Raw genomic sequence first — 22,101 nt, forward strand, 5'->3', positions numbered from 1 at the left:
CGGTCACACGTGCCACTGTCTACACTCGGCTGGCCCCGCCGGCCCCGTGCCAGCCAGCCCGTGCCCGTCCGGACCGTCGCAGAGGGAATCGCCGCCGTGCCCGCCATCGCCGCCCCCGCCTTCGTACGCCGAGGTTCGCTGTCGCTCCGGCGGCTGCCCGACCTGGTGTTCCTGACCGTCGTCGTGGGCGGGGTGCTCCGCCTCGTCGACGTCAACTCCACGCTGTGCTGGGAACTGGTCCCGCTCATCACCCTGCTGTCGGGCGGATACGTCGGCGGACTCGCCCTCTGGGACCGGCTGGGGAGCCGGGGCAGGCCCCTGTGGCTCGCCGCCCTGCTGGCCCTGTGGTGCGCGATCTCCTGGGGGATGCCCGCGTCCGTCGCCACCGCCTACACCTGGCTGGCCCTGCCGCTGGCCATCCTCGCCCTGCGCATGTTCACCGGCCCTGCGGCGGTCGCCGCCGTCGGCGGGATCACCGTGCTGCTCGTCGTGGTGATCGCCCGGACCTCCGCGCCCCTCCACCCCGAACTGGTCGTCCCGCCCACCGCCGCGCTCTGGGCCACCGTCGCCCTCTACCGCGCCCAGCAGCGGCTCCTCGGCGAACTCCGGCGCACCCGAGCCGAGTTGGCGCGCGGCCAGCGCGAGGCCGGCCGGCTCGCCGAGCGCGCCCGCATCGCCCGCGACCTGCACGACACCCTCGCCCAGGAACTCGCCGGCAGCCGGATGCTCCTCCAGGCCGCCGACCGGGACTGGGACCGCCGCCCCGACCTCGCCAGGACCCAGGTCCGCACGGTCGTGGACGCGCTCGGCGCGCATCTCGCCGAGACCCGCACCATCATCGGCGACCTCACCCCGCCCGCCCTGGAGCACGGCGACCTCACCACCGCGCTGCGCGCCCTCTGCGCCCGCGACACGACCACACCCACCCGGGTGCTGTTCCGGACCGAGGGCGAGCCGGGCGACCTGTCCCGGGACCGGGCCGCCGCCCTGCTCCGCGTCGCCCAGGGCCTGCTGGCCAACGCCCGGGAGCACGCCCGCGCCCGCCATGTCTGGGTCACCCTCGACCACCGCGACCGCGCGACCGTCCGCGTAGAGGTGCGCGACGACGGCGTGGGCTTCGACGCGGGGCGCACCACCGCCCGCCGGGGCGACCGGGGGCTCGGCCTCGCCGCCGGCCGGGACCGGCTGCGCGCCCTCGGCGGCTCGCTCACCGTCCGAAGCGCCCCCGGCCGAGGCACCCTGGCCCGCGCCAGCCTCCCCGTGGACACCCTCGCCCTGGCCGGCCCGGCGGTCGGCCGGTGACCGACCCCGACGCCCCCGCCACCCCCGCGCTGCGCGTCCTGATCGTGGACGACCACATGGTCGTACGCGCCGGACTGCGCGCCCTGCTCACCGGCGAACCCGGCTTCGAGGTGGTCGGCGAGACCGGCGACGGCGAGGAGGCCGTCCGCCTCGCCGCGCGACTGGGCCCCGACGTGGTGCTGATGGACCTCCGGCTGACCGACGACACCGCCCCCGGCACCCGCGTCAACGGCCTCGACGCGACCCGCCGGATCATCGCCGACACCCCCGGCAGCCGGGTCGTCGTCCTCACCGGCTCCGGCACCCAGGGGGACGTCGTACGGGCGATGGAGGCCGGCGCCCGCGGCTACATCCTCAAGGCCGGCCCGCCCGAGGAACTCTTCCGCGCCGTGCGTGCCGCGGCGGCCGGCGGGATGGGGCTCGCGCCCGAGGCCGCCGGACATCTCGCCGGGCATCTGGCCGATCCGGGCGGCGCCCTGACCGACCGTGAGATCGAGGTCGTACGGCTGCTGGCGCTGGGCCACAGCAACCGGGCCATCGCCGCCGCCCTCCATCTCACCGAGGCCACGATCAAGACCCATCTGGTCCGCGTCTACCGCAAGCTCGGCACCGAGAACCGGGCGAGCACGGTGTCCGAGGCGGTCCGGCGGGGGCTGCTCGAACTGGGCTGAACCGGGCTGAACCGGGGCTCCGTCGAGGCGAAGGGCTCGCTCAGTGGGCGCCCGTCGGCTCGAACTCGGTGCCGCACGGGCCCGCCCCCTCGCTCTCCGCCAGGGCCACGGGGGTGCCGCTCATCGTCAGCGTCTCGTAGTAGTGGCCGATGCGTTCCGTGGAACGGCCCACGTAGTGGCCGATGAAGGAGCGGCGGAAGCGGTCGGTGGTGCGGTTGGGCTGGGAGCCGTGCACGAGGCTGCCGTTGAAGAAGAGGACGTCGCCCGGCCGCATGTCGACGGGCACGGTGGTCAGTCCGGGCGGCGGCGGGACGTACTCCCGGACGAACGACACCTGCTCGTCCGCCTCCTCCGGGCAGAACAGATCCATGCGGTGCGTGCCCGGCACGACCTCCAGACCGCCGTTGTCCCGGTCGATCACATCGCAGGCGATCCACGCGGCGACACAGGTGCCCGGCTCGACCCGCAGATAGAAGTTGTCCTGGTGCAGCGCCTGCCCCCGGGCGCCCGGCGGCTTGAAGTAGAACATGCTCTGCGCGGCCAGCACCTCCTCCCCGAGCAGCCCTTCGAGGACGTCCCGCAGCCGGGCGTCGAGGAGCACCCGCAGCGAGAGCGCGTCGATGCGGTGCGGGTGCATCACCCGGGGGTGGACGTGCAGCGGGTCGGCCGGTTCGCCCGGCGCGGCGGGGCGGGGCTGGAAGTGCCCCGGCACCGGACCACCGGCCTGAAGGGCCGCGAACCGGTCGCACAACTCCTCGATCTCGACGGGGGAGAACAGCCCCCGCACCACCAGAAACCCGTTCTCCTCGAACTCCGCCGACATCCTGCCCCTCGCCCCGGACTCCGACTTGCCTGTGACTGCCATCCGCGCGTCCCTTCTCACCGTGGACCGATGTACTCCACGCTAGGTCCGACCGCCTTTCGGGAGGATGCCTGTGCGTGCTGACGACCTGCCTGGGACTGCTGCGCCCGAGGACCCCTCACCCCCGCCCGGCCAGGTCATCATCGGCCGCTTCGACCAGCGCCCGCCGTACGCCGTGCACCGGCCGCGCGGCGCCGACAGCTGGCTGTTCACCTGGACCACGGGCGGCACGGGACTGCTGCGGCAGGGCGTCGCCGAGACACTGGCCGCCCCCGGCGACCTGGTCGTCCTGGGCCCGGACACGCCGCACCACTACACGGTCGGGCCCGGCGCCCGGCACTGGGCGTTCTGGTGGGTGCACTGCCAGCCGCGCCCCTCCTGGACGTCCTGGCTGCGCCCGTACGGGACCGGCGACCGCCTGTACGCCGTGCCCTCGGCCCCCGACGGCATCCGCGCACGCGTCGACACGGCCTTCCACCGAATGCTCGCCGACGCCCGCTGGACGGGCGAGGGCACACCGCCGGTGCCCCCGACGGCCCCCGAGGACACCGAAGTGGCCGTCGCGCACGGCACGGCCGCCCGGGAACTCGCGCTCTGCTCCCTGGAGGAGGTCGTGCTGCTCACCGCCGCCCGCTCCGAGCCACGCCGGTCGGGCGCGGACCCGAGGATCCGCCGCGCCGAGGACCTGATCGCCGCCGATCCCGGCGCCCCGCACACCGTCCGCTCCCTCGCCGAGCGCGTCGCCCTCTCCCCGTCCCGATTCGCGCACCTCTTCACCGAGCAGCTCGGCCACTCCCCGATGCGCGCCCTGCGCCACGCCCGCCTCCACCACGCCGCCCGCCTCCTGGAAGCCACCGACCTGCCCGTGGAACGGGTCGCCACCGCCTCCGGCTTCGGCAGCCCGTTCCACTTCAGCCGGGTGTTCCGACAGCGGTACGGGGTGCCGCCGGGGGAGTACCGGCAGGGGCTGCGCGACGACGGCTGACCGCCGCCGCCGCCCCCGCACCGGGGAGGGCGTGCCTCACTCCTCCAGCAACCGCCAAGCGGCGAGCGCGAGTTGGGCCCGCAGCACCCCACCCGGGTCCGTGAGTTCGAAGCCCAGGGTCCTGCCGATCTGTTCGAGTCGGCGGGCCACGCTGCTGTGGTGCAGATGGAGGATTTCGGCGGCCCGGCGCAGGGAGCCGGTCGCGAAGTAGACGTCCAGGGTGTCCAGGTCCTCCGGGTTGCAGGTCACCTTGGCGATCGCGGCCACATCGGCGTTGTCCCGGGCCGCGTCCTCGGGCACCTGCGCGAGCAGCGCCAGCGCCCCCAGCTCGGCGTACGCGAGGACCGGCCGGCGCGGGGTGGTGAAGCGGAGCGCGGTGCGGGCCTCCTGCCAGGCACGGTCCGGTCGCGCGGCGGCACCGAGACCCGCGCGGACACCCGCCGGGAACCGGGCCCGGTCCACGGCGGTGGCCAGGAGGACACCCAGGTCGCCGAGCGGCGCGGCCTTCACCGGACGCGCCGGACAGATCAGTCCGCCGACCCGGTCGAGCGGTAACTCCGTCCGCACGGCGACGACTTGGACCGGACGCCCGGCGGCGAAGCCCAGCAGCCGCGACGCCCGGCTCCGGGCCGCCTCGTCGCTGTCACCGCTGATCACCAGCTCGACGAGGGCGGGGTCGGCCATGGTGGTGCGGGCCGGCCCGTACCGCTCGACGACCGCGGCGGCGGCGATGGCGAGCCGATCGAGCAGCAACTCGTCGAGCGCGCCGGGCGCTTCGGGCCGCTCCAGCCACACCACACCGATCTCCTCCCCGTCGAGGGTGATCGGCAGCGACGAGGACATGGCCGGGGGCGCGCCGGGTGTCTCCCTGCCGTCGGGCGCCATACGGATCGCCCGTCCCGTGCCGTGCAGCCGGAGCCCGGTCACGCAGGCGGCGAGGCCCGCCGAGGCACGGGCGAGCGCGGGGAGATCCACCCGGCGGCGCATCAGCGTGTCGTAGAACATGACGACGCGGATCGCGCCCTCGGCCTGCGCGTCCAGGTGCGACAGCCGTGCGGCCAGTGCCTCCATGTCTGGAGGATAGGGCGTCCACGGCCGCCGGGAGGGGCGCCGATCGGCGCGCGATCCGGGCCGTGAGCCCGACAGTCGGCGGATGACCTCGGGGGACCGCGACCGTGAGGATGGCCGGCATGGATCCCGAACTCGAAGCATTCGTCGCCCTGTTCCCCCGCGCCGACCTCACCGACCCGGTCGTCGAGCGCAAGCGGTTCGCCGAACTCGCCGCCGCGGTCCCGGCACCGGACACCTCGCGCATGGACGTCGAGGACCGCACGGTGCCCGCCGATCCGGACGTGCCGGTGCGGATCTACCGCCCGCACCGGTCCCAGGGCGCCGTCGTCTGGCTGCACGGCGGCGGAGGCGTCATGGGCGACCTGGACACCGAGCACCCGTGGGCCGCCCGGCTCGCGGACGCGTCCGGCGCGGTCGTGATCTCGGTGGAGTACCGTCTCGCCCCCGAGAACCCGTTCCCGGCCGCCCTGGACGACGCCTACGCCGTACTGACCTGGGCGGCCGACCACGCGGCCGAACTCGGCCTCGACCCGGAGCGGATCGCGGTCGGCGGCCACAGCGCGGGCGCGGGCATCGCGGCCGGGACGGCGCTGCGCGCCCGCGACGAGCGGGGGCCGTCGATCCGCTTCCAACTGCTCAACCAGCCGGGGCTGGACGACCGCCAGGAGACCTGGTCGGCGCGGAACTTCACCGACACGCCCTGGCTGACCCGCGACAAACTCACCGCGGCCTGGGGGCACTACCTGGGCTCCCGGCCGGCCGGCCCGTACGCCGCCCCGGCCCGCGCCACCGATCTCTCCGGGCTGCCGCCCGCCTATGTCGCCACCGCCGAGTTCTGCCCGAACCGGGACGAGGACATCGTCCACGCCCTGCGCCTGCTCCAGTCGGGCGTCTCGGTCGAACTGCACCAGTGGCCCGGCACGTTCCACGGCTCGCACGCGATCCTCTCCGCCGAGATCTCCCAGCGCCAGATCGCCGAACTGGGCGCGGCCCTGCGCCGCGCCCTGGCCGAGTGAGCCGCCGAGTGAGCGCGACGCCCCCGCCCGACCGAACAGCACCGCAGGAAGGACATCCCGACATGACCGTCACCCCGATCGACCTCTTCTCCTCCTTCATCCACCTTCAGCGGGACGGCGCCGCCCACGCCGTGCCGCCCGTCTTCGACCCCGGGCGGGACGGCTGGCAGGTGATGGCCTTCCACGCGCGGACCGACGCCGACGTCCACGCCGACCACTGGGAGGTCCACCCCGAGGCGGAGGAGGTCGTCTCCTGTCTCACGGGTGGGATACGCCTCTACCTCGGTCCGGAGAGCAGGCCGGGGGACCCCGAGCGGCAGCCGGGGGACGAGGAGGAGATCAGGCTGACGGCCGGTACGGCCGCCATCGTGCCGCGCGGACGTCTGCACCGGATGGAGCTGGACGGCCCCAGCGACATCCTGTCCGTCACCCTCCCTCGGGGCAGCCGTCTGGAGAGGCGGGCCGGGGGCTGACCGGACCCGCCCGTCTCAGCCGCCGAACACGAGCAGCGACAGCCACAGTGCCACCACCGACGACAGCAGCGCCGCCGGGACGGTGAGGAGGCCGAGGCGGGTGAAGTCGCCCAGGTGCACATCGTGTTCGTGGTGGTGGACGATGCGGCGCCACAGCAGGGTGGCCAGGGAACCGGCGTAGGTGAGGTTCGGGCCGATGTTGACGCCGAGGAGGACGGCGAGGACGGCGCCGGTGCCGAGCGGGGCGGCCAGCGGGACCAGGACGAGGACCGCGGGCAGGTTGTTGATGACGTTGGAGAGCACGGCGGCGAGGACGGCGACGCCGAGGAGGGCGAGCAGGCCGGTGCCGGACGGCATCACCCGGCCCAGCGCGTCGGCGAGGCCGTTGTCGACCACCGCGCGCACCACGATGCCCAGCGCCAGCACGAACGCGAGGAAGGGCAGGGAGACGGAGCGGAGAAGGGCGACCGGGCCCGTGGTGCGACGGACGAGCGCGCGGACCGCGAGGACCACGGCCCCGGCCAGCGCCGCCCACACGGGCTCGATGCCGAGCACGGACGTCAGGACGAACCCGGCGAGCGTGCACACGACCGTGACCAGCGCGAACATCGGCAGCTCGGGCGCCTCCACCGTCTCCTTCGGCGCGGGTGCCCCGGCGTCCAGATCGGCCGCGAAGAACCGCCGGAACACCACGTACTCGGCGGCCACGGCCACCGCCCAGGGCGCCGCCATCAGCAGCGCGAACCGGGTGAAGCTCAGCCCGCTCGCGGTGAACGCCAGCAGGTTGGTGAGGTTGGAGACGGGCAGCAGCAGCGAGGCCGTGTTCGACAGATGCGCGGTGGCGTACACATGCGGCTTGGGGCGGGCGCCCAGCCGGGCCACCGTCGCGAACACCACCGGGGTGAGCAGCACCACCGTCGCGTCCAGGCTGAGCACCGCCGTGATCCCGGAGGCCAGCGCGAACGTCGAGCCCAGCAGCCGACGGGGGCTCCCCGCCGACGCGCGCGCCATCCACGCCCCGCACGCCCGGAAGAGCCCCTCGTCGTCGCAGAGCTTGGCCAGCACCAGCACGGCGGCGAGGAATCCGAGCACCGGGCCGAGCAGCTCGGCCTCCGCACGGGCGTGCTCCCAGGAGACGGCACCGGTGGCGACGACGATCCCGGCCGCCGGTACGGCGACCACCGCCTCCGGCAGTCCGAAGGGGCGGGCGACCGCGCTGCCGAGGACGACGACGAGCAGGACGACGGAGAGGACCTCGGCGAGGGCGGTGTTCACGGCAGGACTTTCACGGTTCTCGGAGCTGGGGGAGCGAGGGGGAGGGGAGGGGCGGCACGACTGGTGCACCCTACAGCTGCCCGGGAACACACCACGAACACCCGTCCGGCACCTGTCAGCCCACCGGTGAGGCCCTTCTCACTCCGCTCTCACCGCTCTCCCACCGCCGGCTCACTCCTCCGACAGCGTCAGCTCCGCCCAGATCGTCTTGCCGTCCTCGGTGTGCCGGCTGCCCCACCGCTGGGTCAGCTGGGCCACCAGCAGCAGTCCGCGTCCGCCCTCGTCGAAGGTCTTGGCACGGCGCAGATGCGGGGCGGTGCCGCTGCCGTCGGACACCTCGCAGATCAGCGTGGTGTCGTCGTGGATCAGGCGCAGCTGGATCGGCGGGGCGCCGTGCCGGATGGCGTTGGTGACCAGCTCGCTCACCACCAGCTCGGCCGTGAACGCCGACTCGCTGATGCCCCAGAGCGCCATCTGCGTCAGCACGTACTGGCGGGTGCGGGCGACGAACGCGGGGTCGGCGGGTATCGACCAGGTCGCGACCCGCTCCGCCCTGAGCCCCCGGGTCCGGGCCAGCAGCAGCGCCACGTCGTCGGGGGCGCCGTTCGCGGGCAGCAGGGACTGGACGACCTGCTGGCAGATGTCGTCCAGTGGGCCCGTACGGCCGGAGAGCGCCTCGGCGAGCAGTTCCTGACCGGCGTCGATGTCCCGGTCCCGGGTCTCGATCAGACCGTCGGTGTAGAGGGCGATGAGGGTGCCCTCGGGCAGTTCCAGTTCGGCGGACTCGAAGGGCAGTCCGCCGAGGCCCAGGGGCTGTCCCGACGGCACTTCCACCTCCATCGGCCGTCCGTCCGGGTCCAGCACGACGGGCGGCGGATGCCCGGCACGGGCGAAGGTGCAGCGGCGGGTCACCGGGTCGTACACGGCGTACAGGCAGGTGGCGCCCACCTCACCGGTGACGCCCTCGCTGCCGGCCTCCGCGGACAGCCGTACGACGAGGTCGTCGAGGTGGGTGAGCAGTTCGTCGGGGGCGAGGTCGACGTCGGCGAGGGTGCGGACGGCGGTCCGCAGCCGGCCCATGGTGGCGGAGGCCTGGACGCCGTGGCCGACGACGTCGCCGACGACCATGGCGACCCGCATCCCGGAGAGCGGGATCACGTCGAACCAGTCACCGCCGACCCCGGCCTGCGCCGCCGGAAGGTACCGGGAGGCGGCCTCCAGGGCGGGCATCCGGGGGAGGGTCTGCGGGAGCAGGCTGCGCTGGAGGGCGAGCGCGGTCTCGCGTTCGCGGGAGTAGCGGCGGGCGTTGTCGATGCAGACGGCGGCCCTGGCCGTCACCTCCTCGGCGAGCAGCTCGTCGTCGGCGGTGTACGGGTCGGTCCGCTTGAAGCGGGTGAGGACGGCCACGCCGAGGGTGGTGCCCCGGGCCCGGATCGGCACCGACATGGTGGTGTGGACGCCCAGCTCCTTGACCCGTGAGCTGCGTATGGGGTCCCAGGCCAGCCAGTCCACGAGGGTGTTGGCCGGGTCCGTCGCCACGATGGTGTGGCCGACCACCAGGGACGCCGCCTGCGGGGAGGTGGCCGGGTAGACGTCGGTGCGGCCCACCTCGACGACCGCCTCGGGGCAGCCCGGGGTGACCGACCGGTGGGCGGCGCGGCGCAGGGTGAAGGGCGCGGAGAGCGGGCCCTCGTGCGGTTCGTCGCCGTGGTCCAGGGACTGCATGAGGTCGACGCTGACGAAGTCGGCGAGGACCGGGACGCACACATCGGCCAGCTCCTGCGCGGTGCGCCGCACGTCGAGGGTGGTGCCGATACGGATGCTCGCCTCGTTCACCAGCTGCAGGCGCTGCCGTGCGAGGTACTGCTCGGTGATGTCGTGCCCGGTGACACAGACCCCGATCGGTACCCCGGAGTCGTCCGTGATCGGGGCGATCGCCGCCGACCAGGCGTGCGCGCGGTCCTCGTCGGCGGCCCGCAGGAAGGTCTGCACATCCCTGCGGCGGCCGAGGGCGAGCACCTCGCGCAGATGCTGCTCCAGCTTCTCGCCCTGGCGACCGCCCAGGATCTCGGACATGTGCAGGCCCCGGAGGTTGTCCTCGGGCATGCCCACGGCGTCGGCCATCACGGCGTTGATGCCGCGCAGTCTGAGCCGGTCGTCGAAGACGGCCATCGCGCACGGCGACTGGACCATGACGGCCGCCGCGAGCGGATCGTCCCGCACCAGCGGGCCGGGATCGTCCAGCGGACACAGAACCAGCCAGCTGCCGCCGCCGTCGCCGTCCTTCATGCCCCGGTGGTGGGCGAGCAGCCACGCGGTCACCGTACGACCGTCGCGGTGACGCAGCGCGAGCGTGCCGTTCCAGCTGCGGCTGCCCGGCGAGGGCGGCAGGAAAGCGCCCCCCGGGGCGAGCAGCTCCTCGGCGGGGCGTCCCACGACCTCCGCCGCGGGCCAGCCCAGCAGACGGCGCGCGCCCTCGTTCCATTCGACGATCGTGCCGTCGCCGTCCATGGCCGCCCGCGCCGTGGCGGCACCGTCCAGGGCATACGCAGGGGCATCACCGTGCGTTACCTTGCGGCTCCTCATCGTCGCGAGTTCCATTTCGCCGGACCGAACGGGCTTACGGGTGAATTCCACCCTATGCGCTCCGCCGGTAAAGCGGACGGGAAACCGCACGCCTGCGGGATTTGTCGCACCCCTGTTCGTCGAGTGGCACGAGGGGCACTTGACGCCCCTGGGGAGTGTCGTCAGATTCTGGTTGGTCACGATCCCTTGTGATGGCTTGTGGGGCCTTGTGCGCCACGGCTCCCGGAACGTTCACCCGCACGTTCGACGAAGGGAACACCATGACCGTCACCCGCAGATCCTTACTCCTCGCGGGCACCTCCGCCCCGATGGTGGGAGCGCCGGCGGGCACCGCGGCCGCCGCGCCCCGGGCGCGACCCGCGTCCACCGGCCGGACCCTCCCGCTCCGCGACGGCTGGCGCTTCGCCCTCGTCGACCCGGGCGGCATCACCGACCCGACCGGCGAGTACGCCGACGCCTCGAAGCCCGGCTACGACGACTCCGCGTGGCGCCGGGTCGCGGTCCCGCACGACTGGTCCATCGAACTCGCCCCGACCACCCGGCACGGCACCACCAGCGGCACCGGCTTCTTCCCCGGCGGCCTCGGCTGGTACCGCACCACGTTCACCCTGCCGCCCGCCCTCGCCGGGAAGCGGATCTCGGTGGAGTTCGACGGCGTCTACATGGACTCGTACGTCCACTGCAACGGCACCGAGGTCGGCCGCCACCCCTACGGCTACACCGGCTTCGCCTTCGACCTCACCGACCTGCTGCACACCGACGGCGCCACCGCGAACGTCATCGCGGTCAAGGTCCAGAACCGGCTGCCCAGCAGCCGCTGGTACTCCGGCAGCGGCATCTACCGCGAGGCCCGCCTCGTCGTCACCGACCCCGTGCACGTGCCGCGTTGGGGCACCCACGTCACCACACCGGACCTCACCGAGGAGCGCGCCCTCGTCCGCGTCCGCACCCGCGTCGTCAACGCCTCCGAAGGCACGGCGGACGTCGAGGTCGTCTCCCGGATCGTCGACGCCCGCGGCCGTACGGTCGCCCGGACGTCCTCCGCGGTCGCCGTCACCGGCACCGCGACCGAGACCCATGAACTGACCGTCCGCGAACCGAGGTTGTGGGACTTCGCGGACCCGCACCGCTACACCCTCAGGACCGAGCTGCGCGTCGGCGGCACCACCACCGACATCCACCGCACCCCCTTCGGCATCCGCTCCTTCCGCTTCGACCCCGAAGAGGGCTTCCACCTCAACGGCACCGCCCACAAGATCAGGGGCGTCGACCTCCACCACGACCTGGGCGCGCTCGGCGCCGCCGTCAGCGCCGACGCGATCCGCCGCCAGATGACGATCATGAAGTCGATGGGCGTCAACGCCTTCCGCACCTCCCACAACCCGCCCTCCCCGGAGATGATCGAGGTCTGCGAGGAACTGGGCATCGTGATGACGGTCGAGGCCTTCGACTGCTGGCGGAGCCCCAAGACCCGCTACGACTACGGCCGTTTCTTCGACGAGTGGGCCGACCGGGACGTCACCGAGATGGTGCTCGCGGCCCGCAACTCGCCCGCCGTCCTCATGTGGTCCATCGGCAACGAGGTCTCCGAGTTCACCTCCACCGCCGGCCTCGCCATGGCGGACCGGCTGATCGCCGCCGTCAAGGCCTCCGACGACACCCGCCCCATCGTCATCGGCTCCCACCGCCATCGCAGCGTCCCCGCCCCCGGCACCCCCGGCGATCTGATCCTCGCCAAGCTCGACGGCCTCGGCCTCAACTACAACACCGCCAAGTCCGTGGACGCCCTGCACGCCCGCTACCCGCACCTGTTCCTCTTCGAGTCGGAGTCCTCCTCGGAGACCTCGACCCGAGGCGTCTACCAGGAGCCGGAGCGCCTCAACACCGGCGAGAACCACACCCCCGGCAGACGGGGCGTCTCCTCGTACGACAACAACCTCGCCTCCTGGACCATGAGCGGCGAGTACGGACACAAGAAGGACCGCGACCGGAAGTGGTTCGCCGGGCAGTTCCTCTGGTCCGGCATCGACTACATCGGCGAGCCCACCCCGTACGACGTCTTCCCGGTGAAGGCGTCCTTCTTCGGCGCCGTCGACACGGCCGGTTTCCCGAAGGACATGTACCACCTCTTCCGGAGCCAGTGGATCGACGAGCCCATGGTCCATCTGCTGCCGATGACCTGGAACCACACCGAGGGCGACACCGTGGAGGTGTGGGCCTACTCCAACGTCGCCACCGTCGAGCTGTTCCTCAACGGAAAGTCCCTCGGGACAAGGAGGTTCGACGAGAAGAAGACCCTCGACGGCCGCCCCTACCTGGAGACCACCGAGGCCACCGGCGACGACAAGACCTTCACCGACGGCCCCTACCCCGGCAGTTACACCAGCCCCAACGGCAGCGCGGGCAAGCTCCACCTCACCTGGAAAGTGCCCTACGCGCCGGGCGAGTTGAAGGCCGTGGCGCGCCGGAACGGCAGGACCGTCGCCACCGACGTCCTGCGCACGTCCGGCCGGCCGCACGCCGTACGTCTCACGGCCGACCGCAAGTCCCTGGCGGCGGACGGACGTTCGCTGGTCTTCGTCACCGCCGAGATCGTCGACGCCCGGGGCGTGGTGGTGCCCGACGCCGAGCATCCGATCGCCTTCGACGTACGGGGCGGCTCCCTCGCCGGGCTCGACAACGGCCGCGAGGAGAGCGCCGAGCGCTACCAGGCCGCCACCCGGACGGCCTTCGGAGGCAAGGCGCTCGCGATCGTCCGCGCCGGGACCGAGCCGGGGCCGGTGAAGGTGACGGCCCGGGTGGCGGGACTGCGGACCGGGAAGGTGGGCGTCCGGGCCACGCCGGCGCGCGACACGTCGACCACTCCGGCCACCGCGTTCGAGCCGGACCACCCGCCCATCGTCAACCACCCCTACGCCGACGCCAGTTACTCCGGCCGCCCGGACACCCTGCCCGCCGCCATGCTCGACGGCGACCCCGCCACCGGCTGGTCCAACGGCTTCCTCAAGGCGGCCACCGCCCTGCTGCCGGTGTTCGGCGGGGCGCGGCCCGAGGACTGGGTGTCGGTCGACTGGGGGAGGCCCGGGACGGTGGACCGGGTCGAGGTCTCCTTCACCGTCGACGCCGGGCACACCCTGCCCGAGACCGTCGCGGTCGAGGTGTGGGACGGCGGACGGTACGTCCCGGCCGAGGGCGTGAAGACCGACTGGGCCACCGCCTCCGACACCCCCACGGCGATCACCTTCGCCCCGGTGCGCGGCAGCCGGATCCGACTCACGCTGACCAGCCGCCATCCGGGCGAGACACGCGGCGCGGTACGGATCAGCAGGCTGGACGTTCTCGCGGTCTGACGCGCGCGAGAAGGCGCCCCTTCGGTCCGGACTGGACACCGGACTGGACACCGGACTGGACACCGGACTGGACCCCCGGCGGACAGCGCGCGGGAAACCAGTCCTGTCCGGACCGTTGACGGGCTGTCATGTCTCTAACAGCATGACCGACATCCCTGCCTGGGAGCGCTCCCACATCACGCCAGCCCCCACCTCCCCGAGGAGCCAGACGTGAAACGACGCAGAACCACCCTGCTCGCCCTGACGGGCCTCCTGGCGGCGGCGCTCACCGCGCTGCCCACCGGCCCGGCCCAGGCCGAGGAGGTCGAACAGGTCGAGAACGGCGGCTTCGACACCACCACCGCCCCCTGGTGGACGACCGGCAATGTCACCGCCGGCCTCACCGACGGCCGCCTGTGCGCCGAGATCCCCGGCGGCACCACCAACCGCTGGGACGCCGCCGTCGGCCAGAACGACATCACCCTCGTCAAGGGCGAGTCGTACCGGTTCAGCTTCTCCGCCTCCGGCACACCCCAGGGCAACATCCTGCGGGCGATCGTCGGTCTGTCGGTGGCCCCGTACGACACCTACTTCGAGGTCAGCCCGCAGCTGAACGTCTCGGGCGACTCGTACTCCTACACCTTCACCTCGCCCGTCGACACCGCACAGGGCCAGGTCGGCTTCCAAGTGGGCGGCAACGCCAACCCGTTCACCTTCTGCATGGACGACATCTCACTGCTCGGCGGCGTGCCGCCGGAGGTGTACGAACCCGACACCGGGCCCCGGGTGCGCGTCAACCAGGTCGCCTATCTGCCCGCCGGGCCGAAGAACGCCACGCTGGTCACCGACGCCACGGCGAAACTGCCCTGGCAGCTGAGGAGTTCCTCCGGCGCGGTGGTCGCGCACGGGCAGACCGTCCCGCGAGGCCTCGACGCCTCCTCCGGGCAGAACGTCCACTCGCTCGACTTCGGCGCGTACCGTAAGCGCGGCACCGGTCTCACGCTGGTCGTGGACGGCGAGACCAGCCGCCCGTTCGACATCGACCCGGCCGCCTACGAGCGCCTCCGGCTCGACTCGCTGAAGTACTACTACACCCAGCGCAGCGGCACCCCGATCAGCGACGACCTGCGCCCCGGCTACGGCCGCGCCGCGGGCCATGTCGACGTCGCGCCCAACCAGGGCGACGGAAATGTGCCCTGCCAGCCCGGTGTCTGCGACTACCGGCTCGATGTGACCGGCGGCTGGTACGACGCCGGCGACCACGGCAAGTACGTCGTCAACGGCGGCATCTCCACCTGGGAGGTGCTGAGCACCTACGAGCGCGACCTGTACGCCCGCACCGGGAAGTCCGGGAAGCTCGGCGACGGCTCGCTCGACATCCCGGAGAGCGGCAACAAGGTCCCCGACCTCCTCGACGAGGTGCGCTGGGAGCTGGACTTCCTGCTGCGGATGCAGGTGCCGCAGGGCAAGCCGCTCGCGGGCATGGCCCACCACAAGATCCATGACGAGCAGTGGACCGGCCTGCCCCTGATGCCCGCCGACGACCCGCAGAAGCGCGAACTGCACCCGCCGAGCACCGCCGCCACCCTGAACCTGGCCGCGACCGCCGCCCAGGCGGCCCGCCTCTACCGCCCCCACGACCCCGCCTTCGCCGCCAAGGCCCTCACCGCGGCCCGCACGGCCTGGACGGCGGCCAAGGAGCACCCGGCCGTGTACGCCTCCGAGAGCGACGGCGTCGGCGGCGGCACCTACTCCGACAACAACGTCACCGACGAGTTCTACTGGGCGGCGGCCCAGCTCTATCTGACCACCGGTGAGAAGGCCTTCCAGGAGTACGTCCTCGCCTCACCCGTGCACACCGCCGACATCTTCGGCCCCGTCGGCTTCGACTGGGCCCGCACCGCCGCCGCGGGACGCCTCGACCTCGCGACCGTGCCGAGCAAACTGCCCGGCCGCGACAAGGTCCGCCAGTCCGTGATCAAGGCCGCCGACAGCTACCTGGCCACCCTCAAGGCCCACCCGTACGGCATGCCGTACGCACCGGGCGGCAACCTCTACGACTGGGGCTCCAACCACCAGATCCTCAACAACGCGGTCGTCATCGCCACGGCGTACGACATCAGCGGGGCGTCGAAGTACCGCGAGGGCGCGCTGCAGAGCATGGACTACCTCTTCGGCCGCAACGCCCTGAACATCTCCTACGTCACCGGATACGGCGAGGTCGACGCCCGCAACCAGCACAGCCGCTGGTACGCCCACCAGCTCGACCCGAACCAGCCCAACCCGCCGGTCGGCACCCTCGCCGGCGGCCCGAACTCCTCCATCCAGGACCCCTACGCACAGAGCAAACTCCAGGGCTGCGTCGGCCAGTTCTGCTACATCGACGACATCCAGTCCTGGTCGACCAACGAACACACGATCAACTGGAACGCGGCGCTGGCCCGTATGGCGTCGTTCGTGGCGGACCAGATCTGATTCCCGCACCCGTCGGTACCGCGCGGTACACCCCGTGACCTGCGACTATTTACGGGTAAGTACCCGCGCGGTACCGTTGGACCATGCCAGCTCTGAATGTGGAGTTCAGCGACCGCGAGCTAGAGGACCTGCGGCAGATAGCCAAGGAGCGCGGTACGTCGATGAAGGCGCTCGTGCGCGAGGCCGCCGCGGCCGACATAGTGCGACACCGGGCGCTCAAGGAGGGCGCGGAGGCGTTCCGCCGCTTCTTCACCGCGCACGCCGACGAGTTCGCCGCCGCGTTCCCGGACGACGAACCCGCCGCCAAGGTGAAGGGGCGGGCCGTCTGACCGATGGCATCCGTCATCCATATCGACGTGCCCTGGCTGCTCCAGCGGCATGAAGAGGTCATGCCCGAGCAGCCCACCATCAACGACTTCTCCGCGCTCGTCGCCGCCGTCGCCCGGCACCGCGTGGACCCGCCGCGCCTCGGTGTCGACTCCGACCCGGCCTGGCGGGCCGCCGCGCTGCTGCACACCCTCGCGGTGCTCAAGCCCCTGCCGGCCGCCAACGCCCGTTTCGCCTGCGCGACGGCGGTGGCGTACATGTTCGTCAGCGGTGTCGGCATCGACCCGCCGTACGGGGCGCTCGTGGATCTCGCGCGCGATCTGCTCTCCGGGACGACCGATGTCTACGGGGCGGCGGACCGGCTGCGGTCCTGGCAGATCTGACTGGCCGAAAACGGTGGGCCCGCCCCCCCGGGGGCCACCGACCGAGGGCGGGAGGATCAAGGTCGGCGGCCCGTTTCGCGCGGGAGAGCCGCCGTTCCGCGCGGGGCCTTCCGAGGTGGCCGCCCTCAGTGAACAACGAACCCTCGGCGCGACGGGAGCGTGCGCGGGACACCAGGGTGTGCGTACGGTTCACACGGGGTGCTTGAAGCCTTGAGCGATCGGGAAGCGGAAGGCTTCGTTCTGCGAAGCGGAAGCATTGATACCGGTCATCTGACCTGCTTTTAGTGATGCGGATGTTGCCCAAGTGCCTTGTTAGCCATGAGTAACTTGTGCAAGGGTGAACTTCCTGCGCATGGGCAATGGCCCGGCCGGAAAGGCTATTTGGCTCTTCCGGTCGCCGAAGGGCCCAAAAGGCTCAAGGAAGACGGTCATCGTGCGGTTCGGCCCCCGACCGCTTTCCCGGCGCCCGCCAAAAAGGTACGCACCAATCCAGGGCCCTTTTCGGCGGCCACAACTCCGTGTGCCATCTTGCGCCTTGGAAGGAACCCGCTCTGTGCACACCCCCCACCCTCCTCGCCCGACCTATCCGCCCGCTCCCGGTCCGGTGCCCGGAGAGTCCGACGAGACTCTCGCCGCCCGGCTGCGCGGCTGGCCGGAAGGCAGCACAGGCGACCCCGTGGCCCTGCTGATGGCACGGCACTGGCAGCCGACGTACGACTACGCCGTCATCTGCCTCGCGACCCAGTCCCAGGTTGCCTCGATGGTGACCGCGACCGCCTTCCACCGGGTGCTCGACGGGCTGATGCGGGGGGAGTCGGGCGTCGCGCTGCGGCCCCGACTGCTGGTGGCCGCGCGCGACACCGTCAAGGAATGGTCCGCGGAAGGGGGCGTCTCCGGTGTGCTGCCCGACCTGAGGAAGCCCGCCGGCGGACGCGGGATGCGGGCGGCGAAGTCCATGACGCCCGAAAATCGCAAGCTCGTCGAGCGCTCTTTCCAGGCCCTGCCGGCGGTAGCCCAGTGCCTGCTGTGGCACACCGAAGTAGAAGCCGAAACGATAACCATACCCACCGGTCTGCTGGGGCTTGACACGGACAGCGCGGTGGCCACCCTGGAGCAGGCGCGCGACAAATTCCGCGAGGGCTGCGTCCGCGCGCATCGGGAACTCGCGCCGTCCAAGGACTGCCGCTTCTACAACCGGCTGCTGGACGTACCGATTCGCCGCGGCGGCGCCCTGCTGCCGGATGTCCAGCAGCATCTGCTGGAGTGCCGCTACTGCCGTTACGCCGCCGAGCAGCTCAGCCATTTCGAGGGCGGACTCGGCGGCGTCATCGCCGAGGCCGTGCTCGGCTGGGGCGCCCGGCGCTATCTCGACTCCCGGCCCGGCCGGATGCCGCAGAAGGCGAGTTCGAGACGCCCGGGGAGCGGCGGCCGGCACCGTCTGCTCTCCCAGATCCCCGCGCAGCGCCGCCGGATCACCGCCGGAGCGCGCAACCCCCGAGCCCTGATCACCGTCGGCGTCTCCTCGGGCGCCCTGCTCGCGGCCATCCTGGGCGCCGCGTTCCTCTCCGACGACGGCAGCGGCGCCGACCCGACCGCCTCCACCAGCGCCACCGGGGGCGTCGCCACCGCGCCGGACACCGGCAACGACACCACCACCGACACGGCTTCACCGACCCCGCCCGCCTCGGCCGGACGGCCCACGGCACCCCAGCAGACGCGGCTGCGCAACCAGGCCGCCGACCTGTGCATCGACATCCAGGGCGGCAAGGCCGTCAAGGGCGCCTCGACCGAACTCGCCGAGTGCGACTCCGGCTGGACCCAGAAGTGGTCCTACGAGGAGGACGGTCTGCTCCGCAGCGTCGCCAACCCCGAACTCTGCCTGGACTCCCAGGTCGACGCCGGAGTCGTCGTCCTCGGCAAGTGCGCCGACGAGGACTCCGAGCGCGGGGACGACGTGCGCTACGACTTCACCGTCCAGGGCGAGTTGCTGCCCCGGTGGGGCGAGGGGCTCGCCATGGCCCCCGTCGCCAGGGAGCCCGACGCGGACGTCGTCGTCAAGGTCCGGGACAACTCCACCACCCAGCGCTGGCTCACCGACGGTGTGACCGCCAGCCCCGAGTCCCTCTCCGTCTCCGGCTCCGAGGCGCCCACGCCGGAGACGGAACCGGTCTCCCGCAAGCCGGAGCCGGAGACCGACGGAGCCTCTCCGGCCCCCGGCCCGGAGAAGTCCAGCTCCCCCCAGCCGGAGGTGACCCCCGAGGCTGAGGCGGAACAGAGGGGTTCGATCCTCTCCGTGGGGGACGAATCAGAGGAAGTGGCCGAGGAGGAGCCGGAACTGCCGCTGACGTCCCTCGACGTGGCGGGCCTTTTGACGAACCTGGGCCTGTAGCGGGGTGCGTGGTCGGGTGCGGGTAGGTGGGGACTGGTCGCGCGGTTCCCCGCGCCCCTGAAGAGCCGGGGCTGCGCCCCGTGCTCTTCGGCCCGAAAAAGCAGGGGGGCGCAGCCCCCGCTTTTTCAGGGGCGCGGGGAACCGCGCGAGAAGCCCCACCGGACCGCACCCGACCACCCACCTGTCAGGCCGTCACGCGTCGCCGTCGCCGGCGTACAGGCTGTCGCGGCCCACCGACGCCGGCGTCCGGTGTCCCGACAGGGCGAGCGTGAGGTCGAGTTCGGCCAGCAGGCAGCGGATGACGTGTTCGACGCCGGCCTGGCCGTCGAGGGCGAGGCCGTAGACGTACGGCCGCCCCAGCAGCACCGCACGGGCCCCGAGCGCCAGCGCCTTGAACACGTCGTCCCCGCTGCGCACCCCGCTGTCGAACAGCACCGCCAGCCGATCTCCCACGGCCCGCACGACCCCCGGCAGCACATCGGCGGCCCCCACCGCCCCGGCCACCTGCCGTCCCCCGTGGTTGGACACGACCACCCCGTCCATCCCCGCGTCCGCCGCGAGCCGGGCGTCGTCCGGATGCTGGATCCCCTTCAACACGATCGGCCCGTCCCAGTGTTCGCGCAGGAACGCCAGATCCGGCCAGGTCTTCCCCGGGTCCCCGAACATGCCCGCGAAGTGCAGCACGGCCGCGTTCGGATCCTCGTGCACCGGCTTCGCGAGCCCCGCCAGGAACGCCGGGTCGGAGAAGTAGTTGGCGGTGCCGACACCGTGCAGGAACGGAAGGTACGCCCGCTCCAGATCGCGTGGCCGCCAGCCCAGCAGCGGGGTGTCGAGGGTGACGACGAGCACGGAGTACCCGGAGTTCCTGGCCCGTTCCAGGAAGCTCCGGGTGACCTCGCGGTCCTTCGCCCAGTACAGCTGGAACCAGCGCTCCGCGTCGCCCAGCACCTCCGCGATCTGCTCCATGGGCGTACTGGACGCCGAGGACAGGATGTACGGCACGCCCTGCGCGGCGGCTGCCCGTGCCGCCGCCGACTCCGCCTCCGGGTGCACGATCGAGAGCACACCGACCGGGGCGAGCGCGACCGGCGCGGGCAGCGAACGGCCCAACACCTCGACGGACAGATCGCGTTCGCCGACGTCCCGGAGCAGCCGGGGCACGATGCGGTGCCTTGCCAGCGCGGCCCGGTTCGCGCGGGCCGTGCCGCCGTCCCCGGCGCCGCCCGCCACATAGCCGACGGGCCCCGCACCGAGCCGGTGTTCGGCCAGCTCCTCCAGCCGGGTCAGATCGGTGGGCAGCCGGGGCACCGCGCCGCCCATCCCGCCCAGGTAGATCTCGTACTGGAAGTCCGCCCAGTGCTTGGCCATTCGTCCGTCCTGCCCCTCGCCGTCGAGAACACGCCGCGTCGCCGACGATCCTGACGAGCCGGGCGGGCACAGTCCACCGTCGTGCGCGCGTGATCGGCCGGAAGAGGGGCCGGGGTCCTCAGCCGCCGTCCGTGGCCAGGGCCGGCGCCGGTGTGTCCGTCGGCGCCCCCGGCCCGGTGATCGGCGGTACCGGCACATCGGCCGTACGGACCAGCCGGGCGCCCTCGGGGCCGTACACCGCGCGTGGTTCGGGGAACAGACGGAGCAGGGTGAGGAACAGGACCGCCGACACGACCAGGGAGAGCGGGAGGCTGATGTCGACGCCGCCCGCCAGGTCGCCGAGCGGGCCCACGAACTGGCCGGGGATGTTGGTGAAGAGCACACCGAGCAGCGCCGAGACCCACCACGCGGTCATCCCGCGCCAGTTCCAGCCGTGCGCGAACCAGTACCGTCCGCCGCGCTGACGGCGGTTGAAGACCTGGCGGGCCTCGGGGTCGTACCAGCCGCGCCGGGTCCAGAAGCCCAGGATCATCACGGCCATCCACGGCGTGGTACAGGTGATGATCATCGTGGCGAAGGTGGGGATGGACTGGACGAGGTCGAGGCCGAAACGGCCGACGAAGATGAACGCGATCGACAGCGCGCCCACGAACACCGTCGCCCGCACCCGGCTCAGCCGGGGGAACACCGACGAGAAGTCCAGGCCGGTGCCGTACAGCGCCGTCGTACCGGTCGACATGCCGCCGATCAGCGCGATCAGACACAACGGCAGGAAGAACCAGCCCGGCGAGATCGCCAGCAGCCCGCCGACGAAGTCGGGGGCCGCCGGATCGACGTACTCCGGGGCCTTCGCCGCGATGATGCTCGCGGTCGTCAGCCCGAACAGGAACGGCAGCAGCGTCGCGATCTGGGAGAGGAACGCGGCCCCGATCACCTTGCGGCGCGGGGTGCTCGCCGGGATGTAGCGCGACCAGTCGCCGAGGAACGCGCCGAAGGACACCGGGTTCGACAGCACGATCAGCGCCGCGCCGCCGAACGCCGGCCGGAACAGGTCCAGCGGTTTCGCGGTGCGGTCCGCGTCGGGGATGCGCTCGACGCCGTGCGCCTCGACCTCCGTGAGGGACGGGGGCGCGGGCGGGTCGGCGGGGAGGGTGCGGTGGTCGGGGACGTCTCGGGCATGGAGGCTCCGGCGGGGGACCGGCGGCGGTGCGTGTCGTGGCGCGAGGGGCGGGAGGGGGCCGGTGTGCCGCCGGGTGGGCGACAGGAGCGGAAGCCGTCCTCAGGGGGTGAGGCGACGGTAAGGGCGCCCGTCGAGTGGACACCAGGGGGTGCTTCGTCCATTTTCCGGGGTCGGAGTGGATGAATCGTCCACCATCGCGCAGGGGAAGCGGAATGTTTCAGGCCGATTGCTCAGCCATGGAGATCCGGCCATTCGTGATCATGGGGCGATCGGGAACCGCTCAGAATCAGGGTTCACGAGGTCGACTCCTGTAACTTCTAGCCACTGATTCAATACTCAAAGTTACTGAAACCTGTGGGGTGGATGTGTGTTCCGCCCCAGGACCCGGCAGACTCGCGCTCGCCGATCC

Annotated in this window: 15 protein-coding genes and 1 pseudogene; 10 read left to right on the forward strand and 6 right to left on the reverse strand. The window is 72.4% G+C overall.

Features of this window, described 5'->3' with window-relative positions:
• Window positions 1-96: 96 nt before the first annotated feature.
• Together F9278_RS43255 and F9278_RS43260 are read left to right on the forward strand one after the other, a co-directional pair.
• Window positions 97-1,302 carry a sensor histidine kinase gene (locus F9278_RS43255; protein ID WP_226967188.1) on the forward strand — a complete coding sequence of 402 codons (1,206 nt, stop codon included), beginning with the start codon at window positions 97-99 and terminating at the stop codon, window positions 1,300-1,302.
• A complete protein-coding gene (locus F9278_RS43260) occupies window positions 1,299-1,973 on the forward strand; it encodes a response regulator transcription factor (RefSeq protein ID WP_152173199.1) in 675 nt (224 codons plus the stop codon). Before F9278_RS43255 ends, F9278_RS43260 begins: the two co-directional genes overlap by 4 nt.
• A 40-nt stretch (window positions 1,974-2,013) precedes the next feature.
• On the opposite strand, the gene F9278_RS43265 is transcribed toward F9278_RS43260, so the two are convergent.
• Window positions 2,014-2,838 carry a phytanoyl-CoA dioxygenase family protein gene (locus tag F9278_RS43265; RefSeq protein WP_152173200.1) on the reverse strand — a complete coding sequence of 275 codons (825 nt, stop codon included), beginning with the start codon at window positions 2,836-2,838 and terminating at the stop codon, window positions 2,014-2,016.
• Window positions 2,839-2,902: 64 nt separating this feature from the next.
• Here F9278_RS43265 and F9278_RS43270 point away from each other — a divergent pair, with 64 nt between their 5' ends.
• Window positions 2,903-3,820 (forward strand): helix-turn-helix domain-containing protein, encoded by a 918-nt coding sequence (locus F9278_RS43270; protein ID WP_152173201.1) that lies wholly within the window; start codon window positions 2,903-2,905, stop codon window positions 3,818-3,820.
• A 36-nt stretch (window positions 3,821-3,856) separates the two neighbouring features.
• Here F9278_RS43270 and F9278_RS43275 read toward each other — a convergent pair whose 3' ends face one another.
• Window positions 3,857-4,891, reverse strand: a complete 1,035-nt coding sequence (locus F9278_RS43275; RefSeq protein WP_152173202.1) for a helix-turn-helix domain-containing protein — start codon at window positions 4,889-4,891, stop codon at window positions 3,857-3,859.
• A 119-nt stretch (window positions 4,892-5,010) separates the two neighbouring features.
• On the opposite strand from F9278_RS43275, the gene F9278_RS43280 reads away from it, so the two are divergent.
• Both F9278_RS43280 and F9278_RS43285 read left to right on the forward strand, forming a co-directional pair.
• Window positions 5,011-5,907, forward strand: coding sequence for an alpha/beta hydrolase (locus F9278_RS43280; protein ID WP_152173203.1), 897 nt, complete (start codon window positions 5,011-5,013; stop codon window positions 5,905-5,907).
• Window positions 5,908-5,969: 62 nt separating this feature from the next.
• The gene (locus F9278_RS43285) at window positions 5,970-6,380 is read left to right on the forward strand and encodes a cupin domain-containing protein (RefSeq protein WP_152173204.1); all 411 of its coding nucleotides are present in this window, start codon (window positions 5,970-5,972) and stop codon (window positions 6,378-6,380) included.
• A gap of 15 nt (window positions 6,381-6,395) precedes the next feature.
• Here F9278_RS43285 and F9278_RS43290 read toward each other — a convergent pair whose 3' ends face one another.
• Both F9278_RS43290 and F9278_RS43295 read right to left on the reverse strand, forming a co-directional pair.
• Window positions 6,396-7,655: an SLC13 family permease gene (locus F9278_RS43290; protein WP_152173205.1), complete on the reverse strand. Its 1,260-nt coding sequence runs from the start codon at window positions 7,653-7,655 to the stop codon at window positions 6,396-6,398.
• Between the two features lie 171 nt (window positions 7,656-7,826).
• A complete protein-coding gene (locus tag F9278_RS43295) occupies window positions 7,827-10,241 on the reverse strand; it encodes a SpoIIE family protein phosphatase (RefSeq protein ID WP_152173206.1) in 2,415 nt (804 codons plus the stop codon).
• Between the two features lie 260 nt (window positions 10,242-10,501).
• Between F9278_RS43295 and F9278_RS43300 the strand changes: the two genes are divergently transcribed.
• The 5 genes from F9278_RS43300 to F9278_RS43320 all read left to right on the forward strand — a co-directional run bounded on the left by F9278_RS43300 (window position 10,502) and on the right by F9278_RS43320 (window position 19,144).
• Window positions 10,502-13,591 carry a glycoside hydrolase family 2 TIM barrel-domain containing protein gene (locus F9278_RS43300; protein ID WP_152173207.1) on the forward strand — a complete coding sequence of 1,030 codons (3,090 nt, stop codon included), beginning with the start codon at window positions 10,502-10,504 and terminating at the stop codon, window positions 13,589-13,591.
• Window positions 13,592-13,801: 210 nt separating this feature from the next.
• On the forward strand, window positions 13,802-16,045 hold the full coding sequence (locus F9278_RS43305; protein WP_152173208.1) for a glycoside hydrolase family 9 protein: 2,244 nt from the start codon (window positions 13,802-13,804) through the stop codon (window positions 16,043-16,045).
• A gap of 83 nt (window positions 16,046-16,128) precedes the next feature.
• Window positions 16,129-16,374 carry a hypothetical protein gene (locus tag F9278_RS43310; RefSeq protein WP_152173209.1) on the forward strand — a complete coding sequence of 82 codons (246 nt, stop codon included), beginning with the start codon at window positions 16,129-16,131 and terminating at the stop codon, window positions 16,372-16,374.
• Between the two features lie 3 nt (window positions 16,375-16,377).
• On the forward strand, window positions 16,378-16,755 hold the full coding sequence (locus F9278_RS43315; RefSeq protein WP_152173210.1) for a toxin Doc: 378 nt from the start codon (window positions 16,378-16,380) through the stop codon (window positions 16,753-16,755).
• A gap of 553 nt (window positions 16,756-17,308) precedes the next feature.
• Window positions 17,309-19,144, forward strand: coding sequence for an RICIN domain-containing protein (locus F9278_RS43320; protein ID WP_152173211.1), 1,836 nt, complete (start codon window positions 17,309-17,311; stop codon window positions 19,142-19,144).
• Window positions 19,145-19,336: 192 nt separating this feature from the next.
• Here F9278_RS43320 and F9278_RS43325 read toward each other — a convergent pair whose 3' ends face one another.
• Together F9278_RS43325 and F9278_RS43330 are read right to left on the reverse strand one after the other, a co-directional pair.
• Window positions 19,337-20,512, reverse strand: a complete 1,176-nt coding sequence (locus F9278_RS43325) for an alpha-hydroxy-acid oxidizing protein (protein WP_152173212.1) — start codon at window positions 20,510-20,512, stop codon at window positions 19,337-19,339.
• 118 nt (window positions 20,513-20,630) lie between these two features.
• A pseudogene (locus F9278_RS43330) lies at window positions 20,631-21,563 on the reverse strand (purine-cytosine permease family protein); the annotation flags it as partial.
• Window positions 21,564-22,101: the final 538 nt, after the last annotated feature.

Source organism: Streptomyces phaeolivaceus, from assembly GCF_009184865.1.
GTDB lineage: Bacteria > Actinomycetota > Actinomycetes > Streptomycetales > Streptomycetaceae > Streptomyces > Streptomyces phaeolivaceus.